General features: G+C 75.0%; 20 protein-coding genes. 12 read left to right on the top strand and 8 right to left on the bottom strand.

Annotated features, from left to right (window positions below; genetic code table 11):
* Positions 1-151: 151 nt before the first annotated feature.
* Entirely contained in the window at positions 152-1,570 is a 1,419-nt protein-coding gene (locus ACZ7KX_RS20120) for a lytic transglycosylase domain-containing protein (RefSeq protein WP_470327590.1), read from the bottom strand.
* A gap of 567 nt (positions 1,571-2,137) precedes the next feature.
* Here ACZ7KX_RS20120 and ACZ7KX_RS20125 point away from each other — a divergent pair.
* Together ACZ7KX_RS20125 and ACZ7KX_RS20130 are read left to right on the top strand one after the other, a co-directional pair.
* Positions 2,138-2,548, top strand: coding sequence for a hypothetical protein (locus ACZ7KX_RS20125; RefSeq protein WP_470327591.1), 411 nt, complete (start codon positions 2,138-2,140; stop codon positions 2,546-2,548).
* A 17-nt stretch (positions 2,549-2,565) separates the two neighbouring features.
* Positions 2,566-2,892, top strand: coding sequence for a hypothetical protein (locus tag ACZ7KX_RS20130; RefSeq protein WP_470327592.1), 327 nt, complete (start codon positions 2,566-2,568; stop codon positions 2,890-2,892).
* Positions 2,893-2,901: 9 nt separating this feature from the next.
* Here ACZ7KX_RS20130 and ACZ7KX_RS20135 read toward each other — a convergent pair whose 3' ends face one another.
* The 3 genes from ACZ7KX_RS20135 to ACZ7KX_RS20145 form a co-directional block, all read right to left on the bottom strand.
* A complete protein-coding gene (locus ACZ7KX_RS20135; RefSeq protein ID WP_470327593.1) occupies positions 2,902-4,533 on the bottom strand; it encodes an alpha/beta hydrolase in 1,632 nt (543 codons plus the stop codon).
* A gap of 154 nt (positions 4,534-4,687) precedes the next feature.
* On the bottom strand, positions 4,688-5,329 hold the full coding sequence (locus tag ACZ7KX_RS20140; RefSeq protein ID WP_470327594.1) for an NAD(P)-dependent oxidoreductase: 642 nt from the start codon (positions 5,327-5,329) through the stop codon (positions 4,688-4,690).
* Positions 5,330-5,501: 172 nt separating this feature from the next.
* Positions 5,502-6,422 carry an EamA family transporter gene (locus ACZ7KX_RS20145; protein ID WP_470327595.1) on the bottom strand — a complete coding sequence of 307 codons (921 nt, stop codon included), beginning with the start codon at positions 6,420-6,422 and terminating at the stop codon, positions 5,502-5,504.
* A 111-nt stretch (positions 6,423-6,533) separates the two neighbouring features.
* Between ACZ7KX_RS20145 and ACZ7KX_RS20150 the strand changes: the two genes are divergently transcribed.
* Positions 6,534-7,031 (top strand): MarR family winged helix-turn-helix transcriptional regulator, encoded by a 498-nt coding sequence (locus ACZ7KX_RS20150; RefSeq protein ID WP_350520925.1) that lies wholly within the window; start codon positions 6,534-6,536, stop codon positions 7,029-7,031.
* Between the two features lie 7 nt (positions 7,032-7,038).
* On the opposite strand, the gene ACZ7KX_RS20155 is transcribed toward ACZ7KX_RS20150, so the two are convergent.
* Positions 7,039-7,896 carry a methyltransferase domain-containing protein gene (locus ACZ7KX_RS20155; RefSeq protein WP_470327596.1) on the bottom strand — a complete coding sequence of 286 codons (858 nt, stop codon included), beginning with the start codon at positions 7,894-7,896 and terminating at the stop codon, positions 7,039-7,041.
* A gap of 29 nt (positions 7,897-7,925) precedes the next feature.
* On the opposite strand from ACZ7KX_RS20155, the gene pdxR reads away from it, so the two are divergent.
* Both pdxR and ACZ7KX_RS20165 read left to right on the top strand, forming a co-directional pair.
* Positions 7,926-9,440: a MocR-like pyridoxine biosynthesis transcription factor PdxR gene (pdxR, locus tag ACZ7KX_RS20160; RefSeq protein ID WP_470327597.1), complete on the top strand. Its 1,515-nt coding sequence runs from the start codon at positions 7,926-7,928 to the stop codon at positions 9,438-9,440.
* A gap of 115 nt (positions 9,441-9,555) precedes the next feature.
* Positions 9,556-10,257 carry a hypothetical protein gene (locus tag ACZ7KX_RS20165; protein WP_470327598.1) on the top strand — a complete coding sequence of 234 codons (702 nt, stop codon included), beginning with the start codon at positions 9,556-9,558 and terminating at the stop codon, positions 10,255-10,257.
* Here the strand turns inward: ACZ7KX_RS20165 and ACZ7KX_RS20170 are convergent.
* On the bottom strand, positions 10,226-10,669 hold the full coding sequence (locus tag ACZ7KX_RS20170; protein WP_470327599.1) for a hypothetical protein: 444 nt from the start codon (positions 10,667-10,669) through the stop codon (positions 10,226-10,228). The genes ACZ7KX_RS20165 and ACZ7KX_RS20170 overlap by 32 nt on opposite strands.
* Before the next feature lie 190 nt (positions 10,670-10,859).
* Between ACZ7KX_RS20170 and ACZ7KX_RS20175 the strand changes: the two genes are divergently transcribed.
* Positions 10,860-12,008, top strand: coding sequence for a glycoside hydrolase family 3 N-terminal domain-containing protein (locus ACZ7KX_RS20175; protein ID WP_470327600.1), 1,149 nt, complete (start codon positions 10,860-10,862; stop codon positions 12,006-12,008).
* A gap of 65 nt (positions 12,009-12,073) precedes the next feature.
* Here ACZ7KX_RS20175 and ACZ7KX_RS20180 read toward each other — a convergent pair whose 3' ends face one another.
* Complete coding sequence (locus ACZ7KX_RS20180; protein WP_470327601.1) at positions 12,074-12,790, bottom strand: polysaccharide deacetylase family protein; 717 nt, start codon at positions 12,788-12,790, stop codon at positions 12,074-12,076.
* 221 nt (positions 12,791-13,011) lie between these two features.
* Between ACZ7KX_RS20180 and ACZ7KX_RS20185 the strand changes: the two genes are divergently transcribed.
* From ACZ7KX_RS20185 to ACZ7KX_RS20195, 3 genes are all read left to right on the top strand, one after another.
* Positions 13,012-13,497: a hypothetical protein gene (locus tag ACZ7KX_RS20185; protein WP_470327602.1), complete on the top strand. Its 486-nt coding sequence runs from the start codon at positions 13,012-13,014 to the stop codon at positions 13,495-13,497.
* Positions 13,498-13,745: 248 nt separating this feature from the next.
* Positions 13,746-14,090 carry an ArsR/SmtB family transcription factor gene (locus tag ACZ7KX_RS20190; RefSeq protein ID WP_350520917.1) on the top strand — a complete coding sequence of 115 codons (345 nt, stop codon included), beginning with the start codon at positions 13,746-13,748 and terminating at the stop codon, positions 14,088-14,090.
* 44 nt (positions 14,091-14,134) lie between these two features.
* Positions 14,135-14,278: a DUF6126 family protein gene (locus ACZ7KX_RS20195; RefSeq protein WP_350520916.1), complete on the top strand. Its 144-nt coding sequence runs from the start codon at positions 14,135-14,137 to the stop codon at positions 14,276-14,278.
* Positions 14,279-14,349: 71 nt separating this feature from the next.
* Here ACZ7KX_RS20195 and ACZ7KX_RS20200 read toward each other — a convergent pair whose 3' ends face one another.
* Complete coding sequence (locus ACZ7KX_RS20200; RefSeq protein ID WP_470327603.1) at positions 14,350-16,830, bottom strand: cytochrome P450; 2,481 nt, start codon at positions 16,828-16,830, stop codon at positions 14,350-14,352.
* Positions 16,831-17,162: 332 nt separating this feature from the next.
* Between ACZ7KX_RS20200 and ACZ7KX_RS20205 the strand changes: the two genes are divergently transcribed.
* The 3 genes from ACZ7KX_RS20205 to ACZ7KX_RS20215 all read left to right on the top strand — a co-directional run bounded on the left by ACZ7KX_RS20205 (position 17,163) and on the right by ACZ7KX_RS20215 (position 21,017).
* On the top strand, positions 17,163-17,930 hold the full coding sequence (locus tag ACZ7KX_RS20205) for a sigma 54 modulation/S30EA ribosomal C-terminal domain-containing protein (protein ID WP_470327604.1): 768 nt from the start codon (positions 17,163-17,165) through the stop codon (positions 17,928-17,930).
* 97 nt (positions 17,931-18,027) lie between these two features.
* On the top strand, positions 18,028-18,465 hold the full coding sequence (locus tag ACZ7KX_RS20210; RefSeq protein WP_470327605.1) for a hypothetical protein: 438 nt from the start codon (positions 18,028-18,030) through the stop codon (positions 18,463-18,465).
* 332 nt (positions 18,466-18,797) lie between these two features.
* Positions 18,798-21,017 carry an RICIN domain-containing protein gene (locus tag ACZ7KX_RS20215; RefSeq protein ID WP_470327606.1) on the top strand — a complete coding sequence of 740 codons (2,220 nt, stop codon included), beginning with the start codon at positions 18,798-18,800 and terminating at the stop codon, positions 21,015-21,017.
* The last annotated feature ends 220 nt before the right edge of the window (positions 21,018-21,237 follow it).

Below are 21,237 nucleotides of genomic sequence, written 5' to 3' on the forward strand. Positions count from 1 at the left end.
CCCGTGCGTCCACCCGACCCGTGCGCCCGCCCGACCTGCCCGACGGGACACACGACAGGGCCGGACACGACCGGACCGGACACGACGGGGGCGCGGTTCCGCAGCGGGAACCGCGCCCCCGTCGGGCGCGTCGTCAGGGCACGACGTCAGGTCACTTCTTCGGGGCCGCCGAGGGCGAGAACGAGGCGCTGGGGGTGGTGCTGGGCGCCGCGCTCGGGGTGCCCGTCGCGGTCGGCGCCGGGGTCGGGCAGCCGGGGAGGCCGGTCGGCGTCGCCGTCGGCGTGCCCGTGGGCGTGGCGGTGGGGGACGGGGAACCCGTCGGGGTGGGCGTCGCCGTCGGCGTCCCGGTGGGCGTGCCCGTGGGCGTACCGGTCGGGGTGGCGGTGGCCGTCGGGTCCGGGCAGGCCGTGGGCGTGCCGGTCGGGGTGCCCGTGGGCGTCGCCGTCGGGGTGCCGGTCGGGGTGGTCGTCGGCGTCGCGGTCGGCGAGGGCGAGCCGGTGGGCGTCGGCGTCGTGGTGGGCGTCGGCTGCGCCGTCGGCGACGGGTCCGGGGTGGGCGTCACCGGCGTGGTCGGCGTGGTCGGCTGCTGGGTCGGAGCCGGGGCGGGCGTGGTGCCGGTCGCGCCGGTGCCCGATCCGCCGCCGACCGTCGGGCCGCCGAGGACCGGGAGGAATGGCGAGGGCAGCGAGGGCGAGGGTATCGAGGATCCGGGGCTGTTCGGGACGGTCGTCACCGTGCCGCTGCCGTAGTGGGCCATCCAGTTGCGGACGGTCCGCAGGTACTCGCCCGAGTTGTTGTAGCTGAGCACCGCGCGGTCGAGCTGCGCCGGGTCGGAGAGGTCGCGGCCGCCCGCGCACAGGTAGCGCCCGGCGGCCTCGGCGGCGTCGAAGACGTTGTTCGGGTCGGCCTTGCCGTCGCCGTTGGCGTCCACGCCCGAGGTGGCCCAGGTGGACGGTATGAACTGCATCGGTCCGACGGCGCGGTCCCAGCGGGAGTCGCCGTCGTAGCGGCCGCCGTCGGTGTCGGCTATCGCGGCGAAGCCGTTGCCGTCCAGCGCCGGGCCGAGGATCGGGGTCAGCGTCGTGCCGGAGGCGTCCACCTGGCCGCCGTTGGCCTGGCCGGACTCGACCTGGCCGATCGCCGCCAGCAGCTGCCAGGGCAGGTGGCAGCCGGGGGAGCGCTGCGCCAGCGAGGCCTCGGTCTGGCGGTAGGCGGCGAGCACCGTGGCGGGCAGGGCGGGCCCGGTGGCCGCGAACAGGCCGGCGTCGGGCGCGCCCGGCAGCGTGCCGGGCGGCTGCGGGAGCTGGAGGGTGCCGCCGCCGTCGGCCGGAATGCCGGTGCCGGGCGCGGGGGTGCCGAACGGCGAGCCGGTGCCCTGGTGGTCGGCGTCCGGGGCGCTGGCACCGCTCGTCGGGCCGGTGTCCGCGGCCGCGCCGGGGGCGAGCCCGATTCCCGTCACCTGAGAGCCGGTCAGCGCGGCGAGCGCGGCGAAGGCCGCCGCCGTCCCCGTGACCCGCTTGCCGACCCGGAGCTTCCGCCCGCCCTGGCTGCTGCCGAACCTCGCCGTCATCCGATTCCCCTCCCCGTCACCGCCCGGACGATCCCGGAACGGTTGAGCTGTCGTCATCGTGCCCGTCCACCTGATACGGGGCCCGCCACCGCACGATTAGTATCACGACGATCTGACAGGGACAGGGTGACCGGGAGGCGGCCCGAGGCCCTCCGAGGGGTTGACCCGGCACTTCAGCGGGGGTGCGCCGCTCCCGGGTCCGCGGGGCATGCCGCGGACCGTACCCCGGGGCGGTCCCGTGGCCGTCGGTCGCGTCACTCGCGTTCGGCGGCATCTCCCCTTCCGGTACCGGGAGTTGACCAAGGGCCCAACGGCAGTGGGACGGACGCCCCGGGCGCCGGACCGGCGGTTCGGAGCACGGGGGTGGTACGTGCGCGGTGTTCCGGGCTCCCCGGCGGCGCCCGCCCCCGACCTCCCTGACCTGCCGGAACGCCCGGTGCCCCGGTCGGCCTCCCCTAGCAGGACGGGCCCCCGGACACCAGGGCGCCCTCCCAACTCGCCCCTGGACGGGTGACGTTCTGGTGAAAGTGGGCATGCCAGGAATCACCGCCCGGCATGCTGTGCCGCGTGATGATGCGGATGGAGGTCCAGACCGTGAGCCCGAACCTGCCGGAGACCGTCGCCGAGGGAGCAGTCGTCCTGCCGGCGCCCCCTCGGGTGGTGGACGACCTGGCCCGTGACCTGACCCAGGCCGCCGCCGCCGTCCGGGCCGTGTCGCGGACCTGCCGTTCCGGCGGGGACGTCGCGGTCGCCGCGTACACCGCCGTGGTGTGCACCGGACTGTCGGCCGCCCGCGCCCTGGAGGAGGCGGCCGCCTGGTGCCGCCAGGCCCCCGGCGCCGAGGTGCACTCGCTGGCCTGGGCCCGGGTGCCGGGGCACCGCGACGACGTCCACGAGTACCGCGTCACCCTGGCCGTCAGCTTCCCCGACGACGAGACCGGCGAGCACCTCGGGGACACCCACCACGTCCGGCGCTGAAGTCGTATCATCACCCCATGGCTGAGGGGGGTACGAACGACATGGTGAACGAGCCCGGCGACGGTACGGACGGCGCGACGTCGAGCCCGGTTCCGGCGTCCGCTTCCGACGCGGACGGCCCGCAGGAGCTGTCGCGGGCCGCCGCCGTCGTGGTCACCGTCCTGGCCGCGCTGTGCGGTGCGGCGGTGCTGCTGGCCGTGTTCCACTGGCTGGGGTGGGCCGTCCCGGGGATCGGCTGGCTCGTCGCCAAGGCCGGCATCAAGCTCGCCGTCGGAGGCTTCGCCGCGATGGCCGTCGGCCTCGGCTGGCTCCGCGCCCGGCTGGGCGCCAAGCCCCGGAACTGACCCGGGCGGTCAACCCGCCTGCGGCGAGGCGCAGGTGAGGTCGTGCGCGGGCGCCTTGTCGTCCAGCAGGTAGCGCTCGACCACGTCGGTGACGCAGGAGTTGGTCCCGGGGTACTGGCCGTGGTCGCCGTTCCCGGTGACGGTGACCAGCTTCGAGCCGCGCAGCGCACGGTGGGCGCCGAGCGCCGCCTCGTAGTACGTCGCCGGGTCGTGCACCGAGTTGAGCATCAGCGTGGTCGGCAGGTGGGCGCCGGTGACCTTGACCTTGGGCGCCGGGGCGACCGGCCAGGCGGCGCAGACCGCACTGAAGGCCAGCGTCCGGGCGCCGACCAGCGGCCAGCGGGCGGTGTTCTCGGCGCCGAGCCGCACCCAGGTGTCCATGTCCCTGGTCCACGCGGTGTCGTTGCAGGTCACCGAGAAGTACTCGGCGAGGAAGTCCGGGCTGAGGTAGCTGTTGAACGTGGTCGCGATCGCTGCCCGGGTGGCGGCGTCGGTGGTCTGCCAGTTGTCGAGGACGGCCAGCAGGCGGGCGAGGTCGGGGAAGTGGGACGCCGAGTAGATCGCCGAGATCGCGATGTTGTCCAGCTGGTTGGGGCCGATCGTCAGCGAGCCCTCGACGATGGGGGAGTCGTGCAGCGCGGCCCGCCGCTGCTCCCAGTGCGCCCGCACCTGCTCCGGCGTGGTGCCCCAGTGGTACGTGGCGTCCTGGGTCGCCAGCCAGGGCACGAAGTCCTCGTCGAAGCGGCGCTGGAAGCTCATGGGCTGGCCGAGCTGGAACTTCTCCCAGGTGCCGTCGAAACCGATGTTGCTGTCCAGCACCATCCGCTCGACCCGGTGCGGGAAGAGCGTCCCGTAGTAGGCGCCGATCATCGTGGCGTAGGACGGGCCGTAGTAGCTGAGCTTGCGCTCGCCGAGCAGGGAGCGGAACAGGTCGATGTCGTGGGCGGTCTGCTCGGTGGTGAGGTAGGGGATCAGGTCGCCGCTGCGCTCCTGGCAATCGGCGGCCAGCTTGGTGGATTCGGCGATCACGTGGTCGACCGCGGCGGGGGACTGGTCGCGGTAGTCGCCGGCCAGGAACTCCTGGAACTCCTCCGGGGTCTGGCACACGGCCTTGGTGCTCGCGCCGACCCCGCGCTGGTCGAAGCCGACGATGTCGTACGCGGCGCCGACGGCCGGGGCGGCCGTGGCCAGTCCGGCCGGGCGCAGCAGGCCCGAGCCGCCGGGGCCGCCGGCCGCCATCAGCAGGGTGCCCTTGCGCTCGGCCGGGTCGGCGGTCGCCTTGTGCCGGGAGACGGCGATGGTGAGGTCGGCCCCGACACCGGGGTGGTGCCAGTCGCGCGGGGCGCTCATGGTGGCGCAGTCCAGGGCGGGCTGCGTGGCGCAGGGCTGCCAGTTCAGCGTCTGGTGGGTGTAGCGGGCGGGTGCGGGGTCCGCGTCGCCCGGATCGCGGGCGGTGTCGGCACTGGCGGTGGCGGGAACGGCGAGGCCGGTCAGCAGGGCGGCGGCCATGGCCAGCGCGGCACGGCGGGTGCGGGGCCTGGTGGCGGCCGGAGCGGTGCGGGCCGGGGAGGTGGCGGCCGGTGCGGCGGCGGTCGGGGCGAGGCTCGTCGATGCGGTGTTCGTCGATGCGGTGTTCGTCACGGGAATGATCCTGTCCGAGCCGGGCCTGACGATCGATCACCCGTGCTGCCGTCTTCGGGGTGGTGCTGGCTACACCCCCGCCCGGAGGAAGGCTCCAGTTCCGGGCGGGGGTGGCCCGCGGCGGCCCCACCCCCGTGGAGGCCGCCGCCGGCCGTCAGTAGGCGGCGGTGAACCGGGCGCGGCGGTGGGCGGGCGTCTCGACCTCGTCGAGGAGGGCGACGGCGAGGTCCTCCATGGAGATCGCCGAGTTGCCGTCGGCGTCGAGCAGCAGCTCGTCCCGGCCGAGCCGGAACCGGCCGGTGCGCACGCCCGGTTCGAGCAGCGCGGCCGGGCTGAGGTACGTCCAGTCGACGTCGGCGTCGGCCGCGAGGTAGAGGTCGAACTGCTCGCCGCAGGCCAGCGCGATCGGCCGGATCTCGGCGGGGAAGCCGGGGGTCTCGACGAGGGTCGTGCCGTCGGTGCCCGGGACGACGAGGTTGCCCGCGCCGCCGACGGCCAGCAGTCGTACGCCGGTGCCGGCGAGGCCGGCCAGCAGCCCCTCGGTGGCGACGGCCAGTTCGTGCTCGCTGCCGGGCACCGGGCGGGTGGCGGTGATCACCGCGTCCTGCCCCGCGGTCACCCGGGTGACGTCCTGGGGGTTGCGGGCGTCCGCGACGGCGAGGGTGACGGCGGAGGGCAGGCCGTGCGGCTTGGCCGGGTCCCGTACGACGGCGGTGACCTCGTGGCCGCGGGCGATCGCCTCGGCCACGACCCGGCTGCCGACGTTTCCGGTGGCGCCGAACACGGTGATGCGCATGGGGAGTTCTCCTCGGACGGGGGCCGGACCGGGTCCGGACCGGATGCGTGATGCGGGATCGGGAACGCGGGATGCGGGATCGGGAACGGGAGATCGGGGACGCAGGCCCGGGGGCGCCGGGTCCGGGGCACCGGTGGGGATCCCGGGACGCGCGGGACTCCGACCGGGAGGGTCAGACGTTCTCGCGCACCGGCGGCGCGGCGGCCGAGCGGGCCACCGGCGTCGACCCGGCGGTGGCGCCGGTCCGCCGGGTCTGGGCGACGACGAGCGAACCGAGCACGACCAGGGCGCCGAGCGCCTGCAGCGGGCTGAGGTTCTGTCCGAGCGCCAGCCAGCCGATCAGGGTCGCGACCACCGGGCTGAGCAGGGAGAGGAAGGAGAGCGAGGTCGGCGGCAGCGAGCGGAGCCCGCGGAACCAGAGCGCGTAGGTGAGGGCCGCGCCGATCAGGCACAGGTAGGCGTAGCCGAGCACGTTGGCGGCGGTGTAGTGGGTCGGCGGCGCGCCTTCGGTGAGCAGCGTGAGCGGTACCAGCAGCAGGCCGCCGGCGGTGAGCTGCCAGCCGGTGGTGGCGAGCAGCGGGGCGGGCGACACCCAGCGCTTGGAGAGCACGACGCCGGCGGCCATGACCGCGGCGCCGCCGAGCGCGGCGGTGACCCCGAGCGCGTCGAGTTCGGCGCCGGCCCGCAGGACCAGCAGGCTCACGCCCGCCACGCCTGCGATGCCGGACAGCACGGTGCGCAGGGTGAGCCGGTCGCCGAGGACGGCGGCCGAGAGGCCGGCGGTCAGCAGCGGCTGGACGGCGCCGACGGTGGCGGCGATGCCGCCGGGCAGGCGGTAGGCGGCGATGAAGAGCAGGGCCTGGAACGCTCCGATGTTGAGCGCGCCGAGGACCAGGGAGCGCCACCACCAGCTGCCCTTCGGCAGTCGGCGGGTGAGGGCGATCAGCAGCAGCCCGGCGGGCAGACAGCGGATGACGGCGGCGAGCAGGGGGCGGTGGGGCGGCAGCAGCTCGGTGGTGACGAGGTACGTCGTCCCCCAGACGGCGGGGGCGAGGGCCGTCACCAGCACGATGGCGAGGCGATGTCTTAGCACTAAGCCAATGTATCTCAGCGCTAAGACATTCTTCACCGTCGCCCGTGGGTGACGTGGCTCACAGTTACCTCATCGCTAAGGGACCGGGGTCCGATCGCCTACCCTGGTGCCGTGGCAGATCATGTGGACCGCGTAGTCGCGCAGTGGGCCGCCGAGCGTCCCGACCTGGACGTCTCCCCGATGGAGGTGTTCGGCCGGCTCAAGCGCCTGTACCGCCTGGTGGACGCGGCGCTCAACCGCACCTTCGCTGAACACGGCCTGGACGCCGCCTCCTTCGACGTCCTCGCCACCCTCAAGCGCAGCGGCCCGCCCTACCGCCTCACCCCCACCGGCCTGATGCAGTCCTCCATGGTCACCTCCGGCGCCATCACCCAGCGCCTGGACCGGCTGGAGGCCCGCGGCCTGGTCACCCGGACCCGCAGCGACCAGGACGGCCGCAGCCGCGAGGTCGCCCTCACGCCCGAGGGCCACGCCCTGATCGACCGCGCCCTGCCCGACCACCTCGCCACCGAGTTCGGCCTCCTGGAGGGACTGGACGACGCCCGCACGGCCGCGCTGGTCGACGCCATGCGCACCCTGCTGGCGACCCTCGGGGACAGTCCGGACTGACGGATCCTCACGGGTTGACCGCGACCGCCTTGAAGAAGGTGTAGTGGAAGGTCCCGCCCGGCTCGGCCGCGCGGCGCAGGTCCGCGATGCCCCGGTCGAAGTCCTCCGCCGTGGTCAGCCCGGCGGCCAGCGCCTCCGCCCGGACCGCCTCGACCATGGCGACGAAGGTGCGCAGCGTGAAGGCCTCCGCCAGCTCGGGGCGGCCGCCGTCGGCGTAGACCGTCCGCGGGCGCACCGTCACGTCCGTGAACCCGGCCGCCGTCAGCAGCGGGTGCAGGCGGCGGCCGAGCAGACCGTCGCCGCCCGCCGCGGCCTGGAGGCGGACCAGGTGGTCGATCGTGCGGCCGGCGGCCGGGCTCCGCGGGTGGAAGAAGGCCGAGCCGTGGTCGCCCTCGATCACCGTGATCGTCCCGCCCGGCCGCAGCACCCGCCGCAGTGCGGCCAGCCCGGCCGCCGGGTCGGGCAGGTGCTCCAGCACGAAGCAGAGGAAGACGTGGTCGAACGCGCCGTCCGGGAACGGCATCCGGTGCAGGTCGCCGTGGTGCCAGCTGACGTCCGCGTCCGGTGCCTGCGCCGCGACCCGGTCGCGGGCCTGCGCCAGCGAGTCCGCGGAGAGGTCCATCGCGGTCAGCAGCATCCCCGGGCCGGCGGCCAGCAGGTGCACCGTCTGCGCCCCCACCCCGCAGCCCGCCTCCAGCACCCGGCTGCCCGCCGGGTACGCCGTGCCCGCGTGCAGCAACTCGGCCAGGGTGTCGGCCTGGTCCCCGAGGCGCCGCGCCTCGGTGTCCGAGTAGCCGTGGACGTAGGTCGTGCTGTCGTTCTCGTTCTCGTTCCGGTGTGTCGGCCGGGCCGTTTCCGTGGTCATGGTCACCACCCTCGCGCCATCATGGTCCGGTGAACAGGTCCAAAACCGCCTCGACCGGCAGGTCCAAAGAGCCCGGAGGCCCTCGGGAGACCGGTGCCGACTTCCTGCAGCTCGACACCGCCGACGCCCCGTCGGGCGGCCTCACCGACTGGCTCGCCCGCCGACTGCGCGAGGCCGTCGCCGACGGCCGGCTCCCGACCGGCAGCCGACTGCCCGCCAGCCGGGTGCTGGCGGTCGAACTCGGCGTCTCCCGCGGCGTGGTGACCGACGCCTACCGCCGCCTCGCCGAGGAGGGGCAGATCGCCGGACGGGGCCGGGGCGGCACCGTCGTGGTCGCCGCCCCGGCCCCGCCCGCCGTGCCCGTCCCGCAACCGCTCCGCCCTCCGGCGCCGACGGCGCCCGCCCTCTTCCGGGACGACCCCGACCCCGAGGTGTTCGACCTGCTGCGGGGCACCCCCGCCCGGATCGATCTCACCCCCGGCGTGCCCGACCTCGCCGCCTTCCCCCGCGCCGCCTGGCTGCGCGCCGAACGCGCCGTCCTCGACGGCCTCGCCGCGCCCGACCTCGGCTACGGTGACGTCCGCGGCACCCCGGCGCTGCGCCGGGCCGTCGCCCACTGGCTCGCCCGCAACCGGGGCATCCGCGCCGACCCCGACGAGGTGCTGGTCGTCGCCGGCACGGCCCAGGCCCTCGCCCTGCTCGGCCGCGCCCTCGGGCGGACGGGCATCACCGAGGTCGCCGTCGAGGACCCCGGCTCGCTCGGCGCCCGGCAGCACCTCGCCCACTGGCTCGCCGCCACCCCGCCCGTGCCGGTCGACGCCGAGGGCATCCGGGTCGACGCCCTGCGCGCCACCGGAGCGCCGGCCGTCCTGCTCACCCCCGCCCACCAGTACCCGACCGGTGTCGTCCTCGGCGGCGACCGCCGCCGGGAACTGCTGCGCTGGGCGGCCGAGGGCGGCCTGGTCATCGAGGACGACTACGACGCCGAACACCGCTACGACCGCCCGCCCGTCCCGGCGCTGCGGGCCGCGCTGCCGGACCGGGTCTGCTACGCGGGCAGCATCTCCAAACTGCTCGCCCCCGCCCTGCGCACCGGGTGGCTGCTGGTGCCCGCCCGCCTCCGGGACGCCGTCCTCGACGCCAAACGCTTCGCCGACCTCGGCAACCCGGTGCTGCCGCAGCTCGTCCTCGCCCGGCTGATGGAATCCGGCGAACTCGACCGCCACCTGCGGCTGCTGCGCCGCCGCCACCGGCGCCGCCGGGACGCCATGATCGCCGCCATCCGCACCCACCTCCCCGGCGCCACCGTCCACGGCGCGGCGGCCGGTCTCCACCTGATGCTCACCCTGCCGGAGGAACCCGGCTGCACCGACACCGAGTTGGCCACCGCCGCGCTGGCCCTGGGCGTGAAGGTCCAGCCGCTGTCCTGGCACACCCGGCTGCCGTACCCGCCCGGTCTGGTCCTCGGCTACGCGGCGGGCTCACCGCCCGAGATCACCGAGGGCGTCGCCGTCCTCGGCCGGCTGCTCCGCCGGTCGGGGTGAGCGGGCGGCCCGGACGCCCGCCCGGCGCCGGGCGGGCAAACGAGTACGCGTACTCAGAGCGGAAGCGGAGGGCTACTCAGGCGCCGGCCGGCCGGCTCCGGGCACCATGGCGATCATGGAGAACGGATCCCCGACCCCTCGACGCGCTCGCAACGCGGCCTACCTGTTCATCGGCCTCGGCCTGGCGACCACCCTGGTGTTCGGGGTGGTGTCAGGCGGGGAGAGCCTCCGCCGGGCCTGGGAGGGCGAGCCGTACCCGACGGCCGATCCGGCCGCCACCGCGACGCAGGTGAACGGCCGGCTCCTGGCCGCCTACGACGCGTTCGGCCTGTCGCCGGCTCCGGAGCTCGACCCGCAGGTCACCCCGGCCGTCGAGGCCGACGTCTACGACTGCCACCGCCGGGGGTTCGCCCACGCCCTCGACGGCATCGACGACTCCGCTCCGCCCGAACCCCGCACCGCCGCGATCCACGCGGGCTTCAGCGTCCGGGGGTTCACCGCCGAGCAGGCGGAGGCCGCCGTCCGGAGCGCGGAGCGAACGCTGAACGACCAGGGGTGGACGGTCACCGCGTCCCGGGAGCCCGACCGCGTCCGGCTCGTCCTGGAGCCGCCGAAGCCGGGTGGCGCCGTGTCCGCGGGGTCCGCCGTCGCGGTCCCGGCCAGTGTCTCCGCCACCGTGGACTACGCGAACGGCTACCTCCACCTCAGCGCCGGCGCGGAGTGCGCCCGGTACCCCGAGGACACCCGGGTGGACTACGAGGGGAAGCCGGAGGGCCTGCCCGCCCTCACGCTCCCGGCGCAGCTCCGTCGGTCGTGACGGCCCTCGCCGCGGCGGGCCGGGCGTCGTGCCACCAGGGGTCGGCCGCGGCACGGGCGAGTTCGGCGTCGTACTGCTCCGCCTCGAAGTCGAACTCCGGCGGGCGGGACTGCTGGTCCGGCACCTCCCAGGCGGACCAGCGGACGACGTTCCCGAAGCACTGCACCTCGGCCGAGAGGTAACCGCAGCACCCGCCGGTGCACTCCGGTTCGCCCAGGCGGACGCGGCGCGGCTCACCGGTCGCGTGCAGCGGGCTCGGGCGGCCGTCGGGGAACAGCAGACCGGCCCGGGGCCCCTGGCCGTCGGGCCCGGCCGCCTCGGCCACCAGGTCCTCGTCGTTGACGCGGACCCGCAGCTCGGCGGTGAGGCGCCGGCCCGGCGGCAGGATCCTGATCTCCAGTCGGTCGAACACGCGTCCACCCTATGGCCCTGCGGTGTAGCGCCGATCGGAGTACCGGACGAAGCTGGTGCGGGGAGGGAACCGGCGGGTCGGGCCCGGGTACGCTGACGGGCCGTGGTCCGCCGTCGACCGAACCGCTCCCGACGCTGCATCGCTCCGACGCTGCATCGCTCCAGTCACTCCCATCGATCCAGGAGACGTGATGGCCGCCTTCCGACGAGCCGCCCGGTTCGGAGTGGTGCTGACGGCCCTGGGGGCCGCGCTCGGCCCCGTACCGGTCGGATCGGCTTCCGTGGCCGGCAGCACCCACCCGGAGAGGACCGTCGCCGTGGCCACCCAGGACCAGGAGGACTCGCGGGTGCTCGCCGGACGGCGGATCGTGCTCTCGTACGCGGGGCCGACGCCACCGCCCGGGGTGCTGCAGACGATCCGGGAGGGCCGGGCGGCCGGGGTCATCCTGTTCGGTGAGAACATCACCGGCCCGGAGCAACTGTCCGAGGCCGTCACCGCGTTGAAGCAGGCCGCTGCCGAGGCACCGAAGCCGCGCGCCCTGCTGCTGATGACCGACCAGGAGGGCGGCAAGGTCCGTCGGCTGCCGGGCGCGCCCGAACTGTCCGCCCGCCGCACCGGGTCGGCTGCGAACCCGCCGGCCGCCGCGGTCGAATCCGGGATCGGAGCCGCCCGGAACCTGGCCGACGCCGGCCTCAACGTCAACCTCGCCCCGGTGCTCGACGTCTACGACACCCCGGACAACTTCATCGACCACGCCGAGCGCTCCTACAGCCAGGACCCTTCCACGGTGGCCGAGTTGGGCACCGCCTTCCTCGCCGCCCAGCAGGGTCTCGGCGTGGCCGCGACCGCCAAGCACTTCCCGGGCCTCGGCGCCGCCGTCCGCGGGGCCAACACCGACGAGGGCCCGGTCACCCTCACCGCCCCGGTGGCGCGGATCCGGGCCCACGACGAGGCCCCCTACCGGTCCGCCATCGCGGCGGGCGTGCGGCTGGTGATGGCCTCCTGGGCGGTGTACCCGGCGCTGGACCCGGAGCGCCCGGCCGGGCTGTCGCCCGCCGTCATCCAGGGCGAGCTCCGCGTGCGGCTCGGCTTCGACGGCGTGACCGTCACCGACGCCATGGAGGCCGGCGCGCTCGCCCCGTACGGGGACACCGGGGACCGGGCGGTGGCCGCCGCCGAGGCCGGGATGGACCTGATGCTCTGCTCCGCCCGTGACCCGCAGCAGGCCGAGGACGCCGCCGTGGCCCTGGCCGCCGCCCTCGACGACGGCCGGCTCGACCGCCGCGCCTTCACCGCCGCCGTCTCCCGGGTCGACGCCCTGCGTGCCTCGCTCGGCTGACCGTCGGGACGGACTACGGGCGGCGGCGCCGGTGCTCCGACGCCCGGCCCGCCCGCCGGCGCGGCTCACCGGTCGAGCAGCGTCCGCAGGTCGATGATGCGGTAGCCGCGAGCCAGTGCTCCGTCGATGATGCGCGGGAGCGCTTCGGCGTCGAGGCAGGTGTCCGGCCCGCCCTCGTCGGTGGCGCCGACGTGGAGCTGGAGGACGGCGCCCGGGGTGAGCGCGGCGAGGGCGCGTTCGACCGCGCGGTCCGCCGTCATCCCGTGGCCGGGGCCCAGGTAGCCGTTGGTGTCAGTGGTGAACTCCAGGTCGGCGTAGCCGAGTTCGTTGACGGTGGTGATGCCCTGCGGGGTGGTCTCGCTGTACGGGAAGCGGAAGAACGGCAGCGGTTCCGTCCCGGCCGCGCGGCGGATCGCGGTGTCGGCCCGCCGGACCTCGGAGCGGGCCCGGTCGGCGGTGAGGGCGGAGAAGTGCGGGTGGCTGTAGGAGTGGTTGCCGAGGCCGTGCCCGGCGGCGGCGATGGCGCGGACCGCCCCGGGGTGGCGGTCGGCGAAGTCGCCGGTGGGGAAGAACGCGGCCGGGACGCCGCGGTCGCGCAGGACGGCGAGGACGGCGTCGAGCCCGGTCTCGTTCCAGGCGGCGTTGAAGGTCAGTGCGAGGACGCGTTCGTCGGTGGGGAGCCGACGGATCTCGGCGCCCAGGAGTGCCGCGGGCGGCGGGGCGGCGGCCAGCAGGGCGACGGTGGCGAGGACGGCTGCGGCGGCGGTGCGGAGTCGGTTCACCTGGGGTCAACGCGGGCGTTGCCCGGCGGGTTATGGGTGTTCGCCCGTCCGAGGGGGATCGCGCCATCGAAGGTCTGGTTTCGGTCGAGGCGGCAGTTCCAAGGGTGAAACGCGCTTGGGCATAGGAATCGCATGGCAGAGTTTCTGTCTGTGGGCCTATGAAATGTCATATGTACCACGCCACCTGTCTCTGACCGTCCTCGTCTCCCAAGGAGCAGCCCATGAACCGCATCGCCAGGATCACGGCGGGCGCCGCCGGCGCCGTCGCCCTGTTCGCGACGCCCGTGCCCGCACTCGCCGCGACCCAGACGGCCGCCGCCCCTGTTGCCGCCCCCGCCACCACCGGCACCGTCACCACCTGCGGGTGGTCCGGCCTCCAGGCCGGCCTGTCCACCAAGGTCTGCGCCGACGTCACCGGCGACAGCGTCGTGCTCTACGGGCAGATCGGGCTGGCCGGCCCGCCGTCCCCGGGTACCCCGTGGCCGCCGGCGCCGCAGGAGCTGCTCACCCGGCTGTCGGCCGACGTGGCCGGCGGCAACTCGCTCGGCGCGGTGAACGGGCGCACCGTCTTCACGGTCAGCACGGTGCGCGTCGACGGGATCACCGCGACGGTGCCGTGCGGCTCGACCGTGCACGCATCCTTCTCCGTCGAGGCGATGTGGCGAGGACCGGCCCCGGTCACGGTCGATGTGCCTGTAGTCTGCTGACGGCTCGTCACCGTGACTGCCGAGCCCGGGAGTTGGCAGCGTCCCGGGCTCGGCGTCGGCATGCCCCGGCGCGGGCGCCGGTGCGGGGTGGGCCGCCCGTGCGCGCGGTGACCGGGAGTCGTCAAGCTGTGACGACTTGAAGAAGTCTTCATCTGTCCGCGATGATGCTACCGGCCGCGGCACGGACCGCCCGGCCAGGACGACCACCGAGCCGGACCCGATCCGGCCCCGAGGGAGGCGCGCGGACGATGCCGGTCCCGCTGTACCAGGCCAAGGCGGAGTTCTTCCGCACCCTCGGCCACCCCGTACGGATCCGGGTCCTGGAACTGCTCCAGGACGGACCCCGGCCGGTGCGCGAGCTGCTGGCGGAGATCGAGGTCGAACCGTCGAACCTCTCCCAGCAGCTCGCGGTGCTGCGCCGCACCCAGCTCGTCACGGCCACCCGCGAGGGCAACACCGTGGTGTACGCGCTCAGCACCCCGGACGTCGCCGACCTGCTGCGCGCGGCGCGCAGGATCCTCACCGAGCTGATCACCGACCAGGGCGCGCTGCTCACCGAGCTGCGCGCGTCCGGTGGTCGGCAGCTCCGCTGAGCCGCGCCCGGCCCGTCCGACAGATCCGAGGAGAACCACCCACCATGAGCGACAGCACGAGCGACGGCACCAGCGACGAGAAGAGGCGCCGCAAGGCGATGCTCATCCGCGCGGGCATCTACATCTTCGCCACGCACCTGTTCGCCGGCTTCGTGCTGCTGCTGTTCGCGCTCGGCGGTCGGAAGTAGCGCGGCCGGGGCGGCCGGCCCGGCGCGGCCGGGCGCGCCGACTGCTCAGCGGGGCCGCCCGTCCCGGTTGCTCAGCGGCGCCGCCCGTCGTCCGGGGCCAGGTAACGGCCGCTGGTGCTGCTCCAGGCCTGCACGCCCGCGACGAGCTCCCGGGTCCCGTCCAGGTACCAGCGCCCGGCCGGGTGGCGGCGCTGCAGGTCGCGGCGCAGCACCTCGCTCTCCCGGCGCAGCACCGCCACCCGGTCCCGCACGGCGCGGACGGCCCGGCTGCGGGTGCAGCCGCGGGCCCGCTGCAGGGTGAGCACGGTGTTGAAGGCGGCCGCGGTCTGCCGTTCCTCCCGCTCCAGCGAGTAGAGGTCGTTGATCAGGGTGGCGGCGTCGGCGGTGTGGGCGCGCAGGCGGTGCAGTGCGGGATCCGCGTGCAGGGCGGCGGGGGCCTCGGCGCCGTGGACCCGTTCCAGTATGTTCATGAACGGGTAGAGGCAGCTGCCGTGTCGGCGCAGCCGCATGGTGTCCGCCAGGCCGAGGCCGTGGGCGGGCACGGTGCCGCGGGCGCGGTGCTCGGCCTCGGCGGGGAAGGTGGCCAGGCACTCCCGCCACTCGCGGGCCGCCCGGGCGCGCCAGGCGGGCGACATCGAGGCGCTCTGGCGGTCCCACAGTTCCCGCCAGGAGTCGAGGAGTCGGGACTGCGGCGGGGTGTCGCCGCCGTCGAGGACGGAGATCAGCGGGTCCACGAGGGCGTGCGCCTCGGCGGGGCGGCGTCCGGGGGTGCCGTCGAAGCGGTCGTCCAGGATGGTGAACCAGCCCAGCATGTCCAGCAGCAGGTCGAGTTCGGTGCCCCGGGTACGGGGGAAGGCCTGGCCGATCAGCTCCTGCAGGGCGTAGGCGCGGTAGCCGGGCAGCTGCGCGGGAGTGAGCAGGCCGTGGCGGACCGCCCAGTCGTCGTGTCGTCGTGCGGCGGCGTGCAGCTCGCCGGGCGGGCGGCTCACCGGGCTCGCCACAGGGGCTCCGGTGAACGGACAGCGGCCCGCTGTCGCAGGTTCGTCGCAGGAGGCCACCGCATCCCGGCCGTCCGCCGTCCGCTCCCCGCGGGCCGCCCGCCGGGAGCCGCCCGCCCGCTGCTCGCGCGGCGCCAGTCGGACGCGCAGCCCCTGCGCCTGGACCGTCGTCCACACCACCTCCCGGGCCCGTGAGTTCGGCACGGCCACCGGCCGCCAGCGGCGCAGGATCGCGGCCGCCGCGACGGTCAGTTCCGCCCAGGCGAAGGCCTCCCCGATGCACTTGTGCTTGCCCGCGCCGAAGGGCAGGAAGGACGGCCGGCCGGCGCCGCCGCCGTCCTGCCAGCGCTCGGGGCGGAAGGCGAGCGGCTCTGGGTAGCGCACCGGGTCGCGGTGCAGCGCGGTGAGGCTGTACAGCAGCTCGGTGCCGGCCGGGATCCGGTACGGGCCGAGCTCGACCGGGACGCGTGCGGTGCGCATCAGGAAGGCGTTGGGCGCGTGCAGGCGCACCACCTCCTGGGTGACGCTCCTGGTGTACGTGAGCCGGGCCAGCGCCGCGGGCGTGGGGACGGCGCCGGCGGGCAGGTGCTCGTCCAGCTCGGCCAGGACGCGCGCCTCCACCTCGGGGTGGCGCAGCAGTTCGTCGAGCAGCCAGGTGAGGGTGGTGGAAACGGTCTCGGTGCCCGCGCCGAACATGGTGATCGCCTCGGAGCGGACGTCGGCCTCGGTGAGCGGACAGCCGGTGGCCGGGTCGGTCGCGGCGCGCAGCAGGGCGGGCAGGGTGCCGGGTCCCTCCTGCGAAGGGCCGGGTCCCTCGTCCGGACCCGGGCTCTCGGTGGGGCCGTTGACGGCCTGGTCGACGACCTGGTTGAGCACCCGCACGGCGGCGTCGAAGCGCCGGTTGACGGGCAGCGGCAGCCGGGCGAGGGACGGGGTCGGGTAGAGGGACTGGACGATCTGGCCCTTCACCATGTCCGGCAGCGCCCGGTGGAAGGCCAGGGTGGCGTCCTCGCTGAGCCGGGCGCCGAACAGCGAGCGGGTGACGATCTCCAGCGCCAGGTGGTTCATCTCCTTGGCCACGTCCAGGACCTGGCCGGGGTGCCAGCACGCGGCCCGCTCCTCGGTGACGCGGTGCATCACGGCCAGGTACTCGCCCATCCGGTCCGGGCCGAAGGCGGGCTGGATGATCCGGCGCCGGTCGCGGTGGGCCTGGCCCTCGGACATCAGCAGGCCGTCGCCGAAGGCCGTCTTGAGGGTGTCCTGGACGGCGCCGCGCGGGCAGTCGTGGGCGAGGGCGACCAGCAGGGTGTGGACCAGCCGGGCGTCGGTGACCACGCAGACGGTCCGCGGACCGAGGCGGATGCGGACCACGCCGCCGTGGGGGGAGAGCGAGCCGAGGAAGCCGAGCGGGTCGCGGAGCAGGGCGGCGGCGTGTCCGAGGCCGGGGAGCGCGCCGGGGGCGAGCGGCGGGACGGCGGACCGGGCCAGGGGGGAGGGGCGGGGCGCGTTTCTCGGGGGGACGATCCGCTTCCGGGACTCGGTCAGCAGGGTCATGACACAACCTTCCACAGAGGGGCAGGCGCCGGGCGGTGCGGGTGGGCACCGGCGGGCCGACCGCGGCTCGGGGCCCGGCCAGCGCGGACCCCGCGCGCACCAGGGCGCTCGCCATGGCAAACGCGCCGGTTCCACGGGCGTTGCGCCGAACGCGCGGGGATCACTCCAACGGCCGATCCCACCGTGTCGTCCGGGCCCGTCCGGAGATCCGGGCTGACCTGCGCGGATGGCCCGGGTCGGAAGGTCCCCGACGGGGCCCGGCCGCAGGGTCTTTGGACCCTCGCCGCGGGGTCGTGCGAGGGCCAGCATGGTGGCGGAGAAGGAGGAGCCTGATGACCCGTTTGCGCCACCGGCCCGCACTCGACGTCCGGGTGGAGATCCGCGGCGAGCTGCCGCGCGAGGACGCCGAGTACGCCAGGGCCCGGGCGCTGGACACGGCCGCCGCGCTCGGTCCCGGAGCCCGCGCGCTGCGGCTGCGGCTCACCCGGACGCGCGACCGGTCGATCAGCCGGCCCGCGCTCGCGCAGGCGGACGTCCGACTCGACGACGCCGGGCCGCTGCGGGTGCAGCTGGCCACCGGAACGGCCCGGGAAGCCGTCGACCTGGTGCTGGGGACGCTCGCGGGGCGGGCCGTCCGGCTGCGCGAGCAGGGCGACATCGGCTTCGCCGTCACGTACGAGAGCGCCTACCGGCCGCAGTACGTCGAGCGCCCGCTGGCCCGGCGGCGGATCGCCCGGCACAAGACCGTGCTGCTCGCCCGCCGCACCCCCGGGCAGGCCGCGCGCGAACTGCTCGCGCTGGACCGGCGGTTCCACCTCTTCGCGGACGTGACGACCGGAAAGGACGGCCTGGTGCACCGCTGCCCGTCGAGCGGTGCCGTGGAGGCGTGGGCCGCGGGCAGCCGGCCCCTGCCGCGGCTCGAACTCGCCGAGGCGGCCCGCCGGCTCTGGCTCGGCGGCCGCCCCTTCGTGGGCTACACCGGGCCCGGCGACGACCGGGTCCGGGTGCTCTACCGCCGCTATGACGGCCATTACGGATTGATCGAGCCGGTGTCGGGCGGCCGGATCGGGGCAGGAACCCTGTTGTCGGCACGGAACTGACACGACAACGGCACGGCACCACCGCACACGGGTTTCCACGAACTTCCCAGTACGCCAGTACTCCACTCCACGAACTCCACGACAGGGGACCGGGACCATGGACTGCGACGAGGTCATGCTGACCGTCCGGATCACCGCGGCCGAGCGGGCGCTGCTGCGCGAGCTGGCGCGCGGGCACGGCGGTGACGTGTCCGACGTGGCGGTGGACGGCCTGCTGGAGATCGTCCCCGCCCTGCACGACGACGCGTCCGTCCTGCCGCTGCAGCGCGTCCTGGCCCGGCCCGCGCCCTTCGCCCTGACCCTGTGGCTTCCCGCGCCGGTCGCGGACCTGCTGCCGCTGCTCGGCGAGCGGCTCGCCCGTACCGGCGGGCCGCTCGCCGGGTCGGCCAGCGCCGCGCTCTCCGCGGCCCTGCGGCTCTGGCTCACCGGGGACCGCGTCGTCCTGGCGGGCGCCCTGGCCCGGCTGCACGGCGGCTGCGGCGCCGCCGCGGTCGCGGCGTCCTTCGGCCCGGGGCCCGTGAAGGCCGCGGCCTGATCCCGTGTCGGGGTGACCGGCCGTCACACCGCGGGTCACACACCGGCCGTCACGCCGGCCGTCACCCGCCGCACGTCATGTGTCGACCGTCACACGCCCCGGGCGTGCTCCCCGGCTCCTGACCCGCACCGGACGATCCCCGCCGCCGGCCGGGCCCGCGCCCGGTGCTTCGCATGCCACCGCGCCGAGCCGACGGCCCGGTCGAACTGGTCGAAGAAATTCGCAAGAGGTTTCTGTTATTCCCACCAGTCCCACTGGCTCTCCTGAGTGTCGGAAGGCCCGAGCCCCTCTTCACCACAGGGCGCGGGTCGTCGCACGAGGAAAGGAACGCGATGGGACACCGGAGCAGCGAGCTTCGTCGGCGCAAGCGCCGCAGGCTCACCCGCAGGAGCGTCCTGGTCGCCGCAGTAGTGGCGGCCGGACTGGTGGCGGGGACGCTCGGCATCCGCACCGCGCTGGAGCCGACGGGCGCGAACAGCGCCGTCACGGCCGCGGCGGACGCGGTCGACAACTCGGGGTCGCAGGCCGGACTGGTCGGCGACGACGGCGGGCCGGGCGAGACCGGCACCGCCGAGGGCGCCACCCAGGCGCCCGCCCCGAAGCGCGACCAGAAGGCCGCGCCGCTCAAGGCGATACCCAAGGACGAGCCCGACCGCGGACTGGTCTACGCCGGACTGAGCCTGCCCAGCAGCGACCGCTGCGGCGGCACCCTGGAGGTCACCGGCAGCACCCAGTGCAGCCACGGCCCGGACGTGCCGCCCAAGGGCGTGGACATCCGTCAGGACGTCGCCCCGGTCGCGGCCCCGGCCGCGCAGGCGCCCGCGCTCACCCCGTCGGCCGGCGCCCAGCCGCCGGCCGCCGCCGACCTGCTGAAGGGCGGCGCGCCCGTCCTGGACGCCACCCAGAAGACGCTGCTCGGAGGCTCCGGCAGCGCCGCCGCGGACGCCGCGCCGGCCGCGCCCACCGCGCCCGCCGGGTCCAAGGTCCTCTGCGACGGTGACGGCAGCAGCGGCAACCGCGTCCAGGTGGTGTACGTGCACTCGCCGGGCAACGACCGCTTCGCCCAGTACCTGCCCTCGTTCAAGAAGTGGGCCGCCGACGTCGACGTCATCTACAACGCCAGTGCCGCGGAGACCGGCGGCGAGCGGCACGTCCGCTTCGTCACCGAGTCCGACTGCACCGCGTCCGTGCTGAACGTGCAGATCTCCGACTCCGAGATCCAGGACTTCAACGCGAGCAACCGGGCCCTCGCCGCGCAGGGGTTCAACCGCAAGGACCGCAAGTACATGATGTTCACCGACGCCAAGGTGTACTGCGGGATCGGCACCTTCGCCGGGGACGAGCGCCCCAGCCAGGACAACCTCAGCAACTTCGGTCCCTCGTACGGCCGGACCGACTCCGGCTGCTGGAGCGGCAGCACCGCGGCGCACGAACTCGGCCACAACCTGGGTGCGGTGAACAACAGCGCCCCCAACTCCAGCAAGGCCGGGCACTGCGTCGACGAGTGGGACATCATGTGCTACTCGGACGCCCCCAACTACCCGCAGATGCGGACCGTCTGCCCGGACCGCGCCCATGACGACCGGCTCGACTGCAACCACGACGACTACTACAACACCTCGCCCGCGCCGGGCAGTTACCTCACCACGCACTGGAACGTCGCCAACAACCGCTTCCTCATCTCCGGCGGCGGCAGCAACCCGAACCCGAACCCGACGCCCACGCCCACTCCGACCCCGACTTCGACGGCCACGCCGACCCGCACGCCCACCCCGACCCCGACGCCCACCGGCGGCACCACCCCCACGCCGACCGGCTCCCCGTCGCCGACCCCGACCCCGACTCCGACTCCGACGACCGGCACCGGCGGCCCTGACGTGGGCGTCAGCCAGATCACCCAGAACTCGGCGATGCTGAGCTGGAAGGCGGCTCCCGCCGCGGCCGGCTACGACGTCCTGCTGAACGGCCAGACGATCGGCACCGTCCACTCGACCGTGGTCGGCGTGGTCCGCCTCGCCCCCGGCACCTCGTACACCGTGGCCGTCGCCGTCCGCGACGCCGCCGGTGCGGTCGGCAAGCCCGGCCGCGCCGCCACCTTCCGCACCGTCACCGACGCGGGCCGCCCGCAGCCGGGTGCGAGCTACACCATGGTCAACAGCCTCACCGGCCAGGCGGCCGACCTGTGGGGCAGCTCGATGAACGACGGCACCGTGGCCATCGCCTACCAGCGCACCGGCTACGCCAACCAGAAGTGGCAGTTCGAGGACGCCGGGAACGGCGCGGTGCGGATCAAGTCCGTGCGCTCCAACAAGTGCCTGCAGCTCGGCGGTGCCGCGGTCGCCGGCCAGTACGTCGCCCAGCAGCCGTGCTCGGACGCCGCCGCGCAGAAGTGGCAGCTCAACGCCGGTGACGGCGGTTTCACCGTCACGGCGGACGGCGGCTCGCTGGTGCTGGGGCTCAGCAACCGTTGGTACTACGGCGGTTGGCTGCTGGAGCTGCAGCAGCCGAACGCCAAGCCGTACCAGAACTGGTCGCTGCTGAAGACCTCGTGACGCCGGCCGGACCGCCGGCCCGCGGGCCCGTCGTACCGGCTCGTTAGCCGCCGGCCGGCAGCGGCCGGCCGCAACTCGCCGAGCCCGTGAGCCGTTCGGACCGACACGCCGGGCGCGGGGGGGGGGAGGATCAAGGCGGGGGAAGAAGGGGGGAGCAGCCGACTCGCTCTCCCCCCCCCCACCAAAAAAAAAAAGAAGAACCCAAAGAAAACAAGGATCT

This window comes from Kitasatospora sp. NPDC038210, assembly GCF_055600605.1.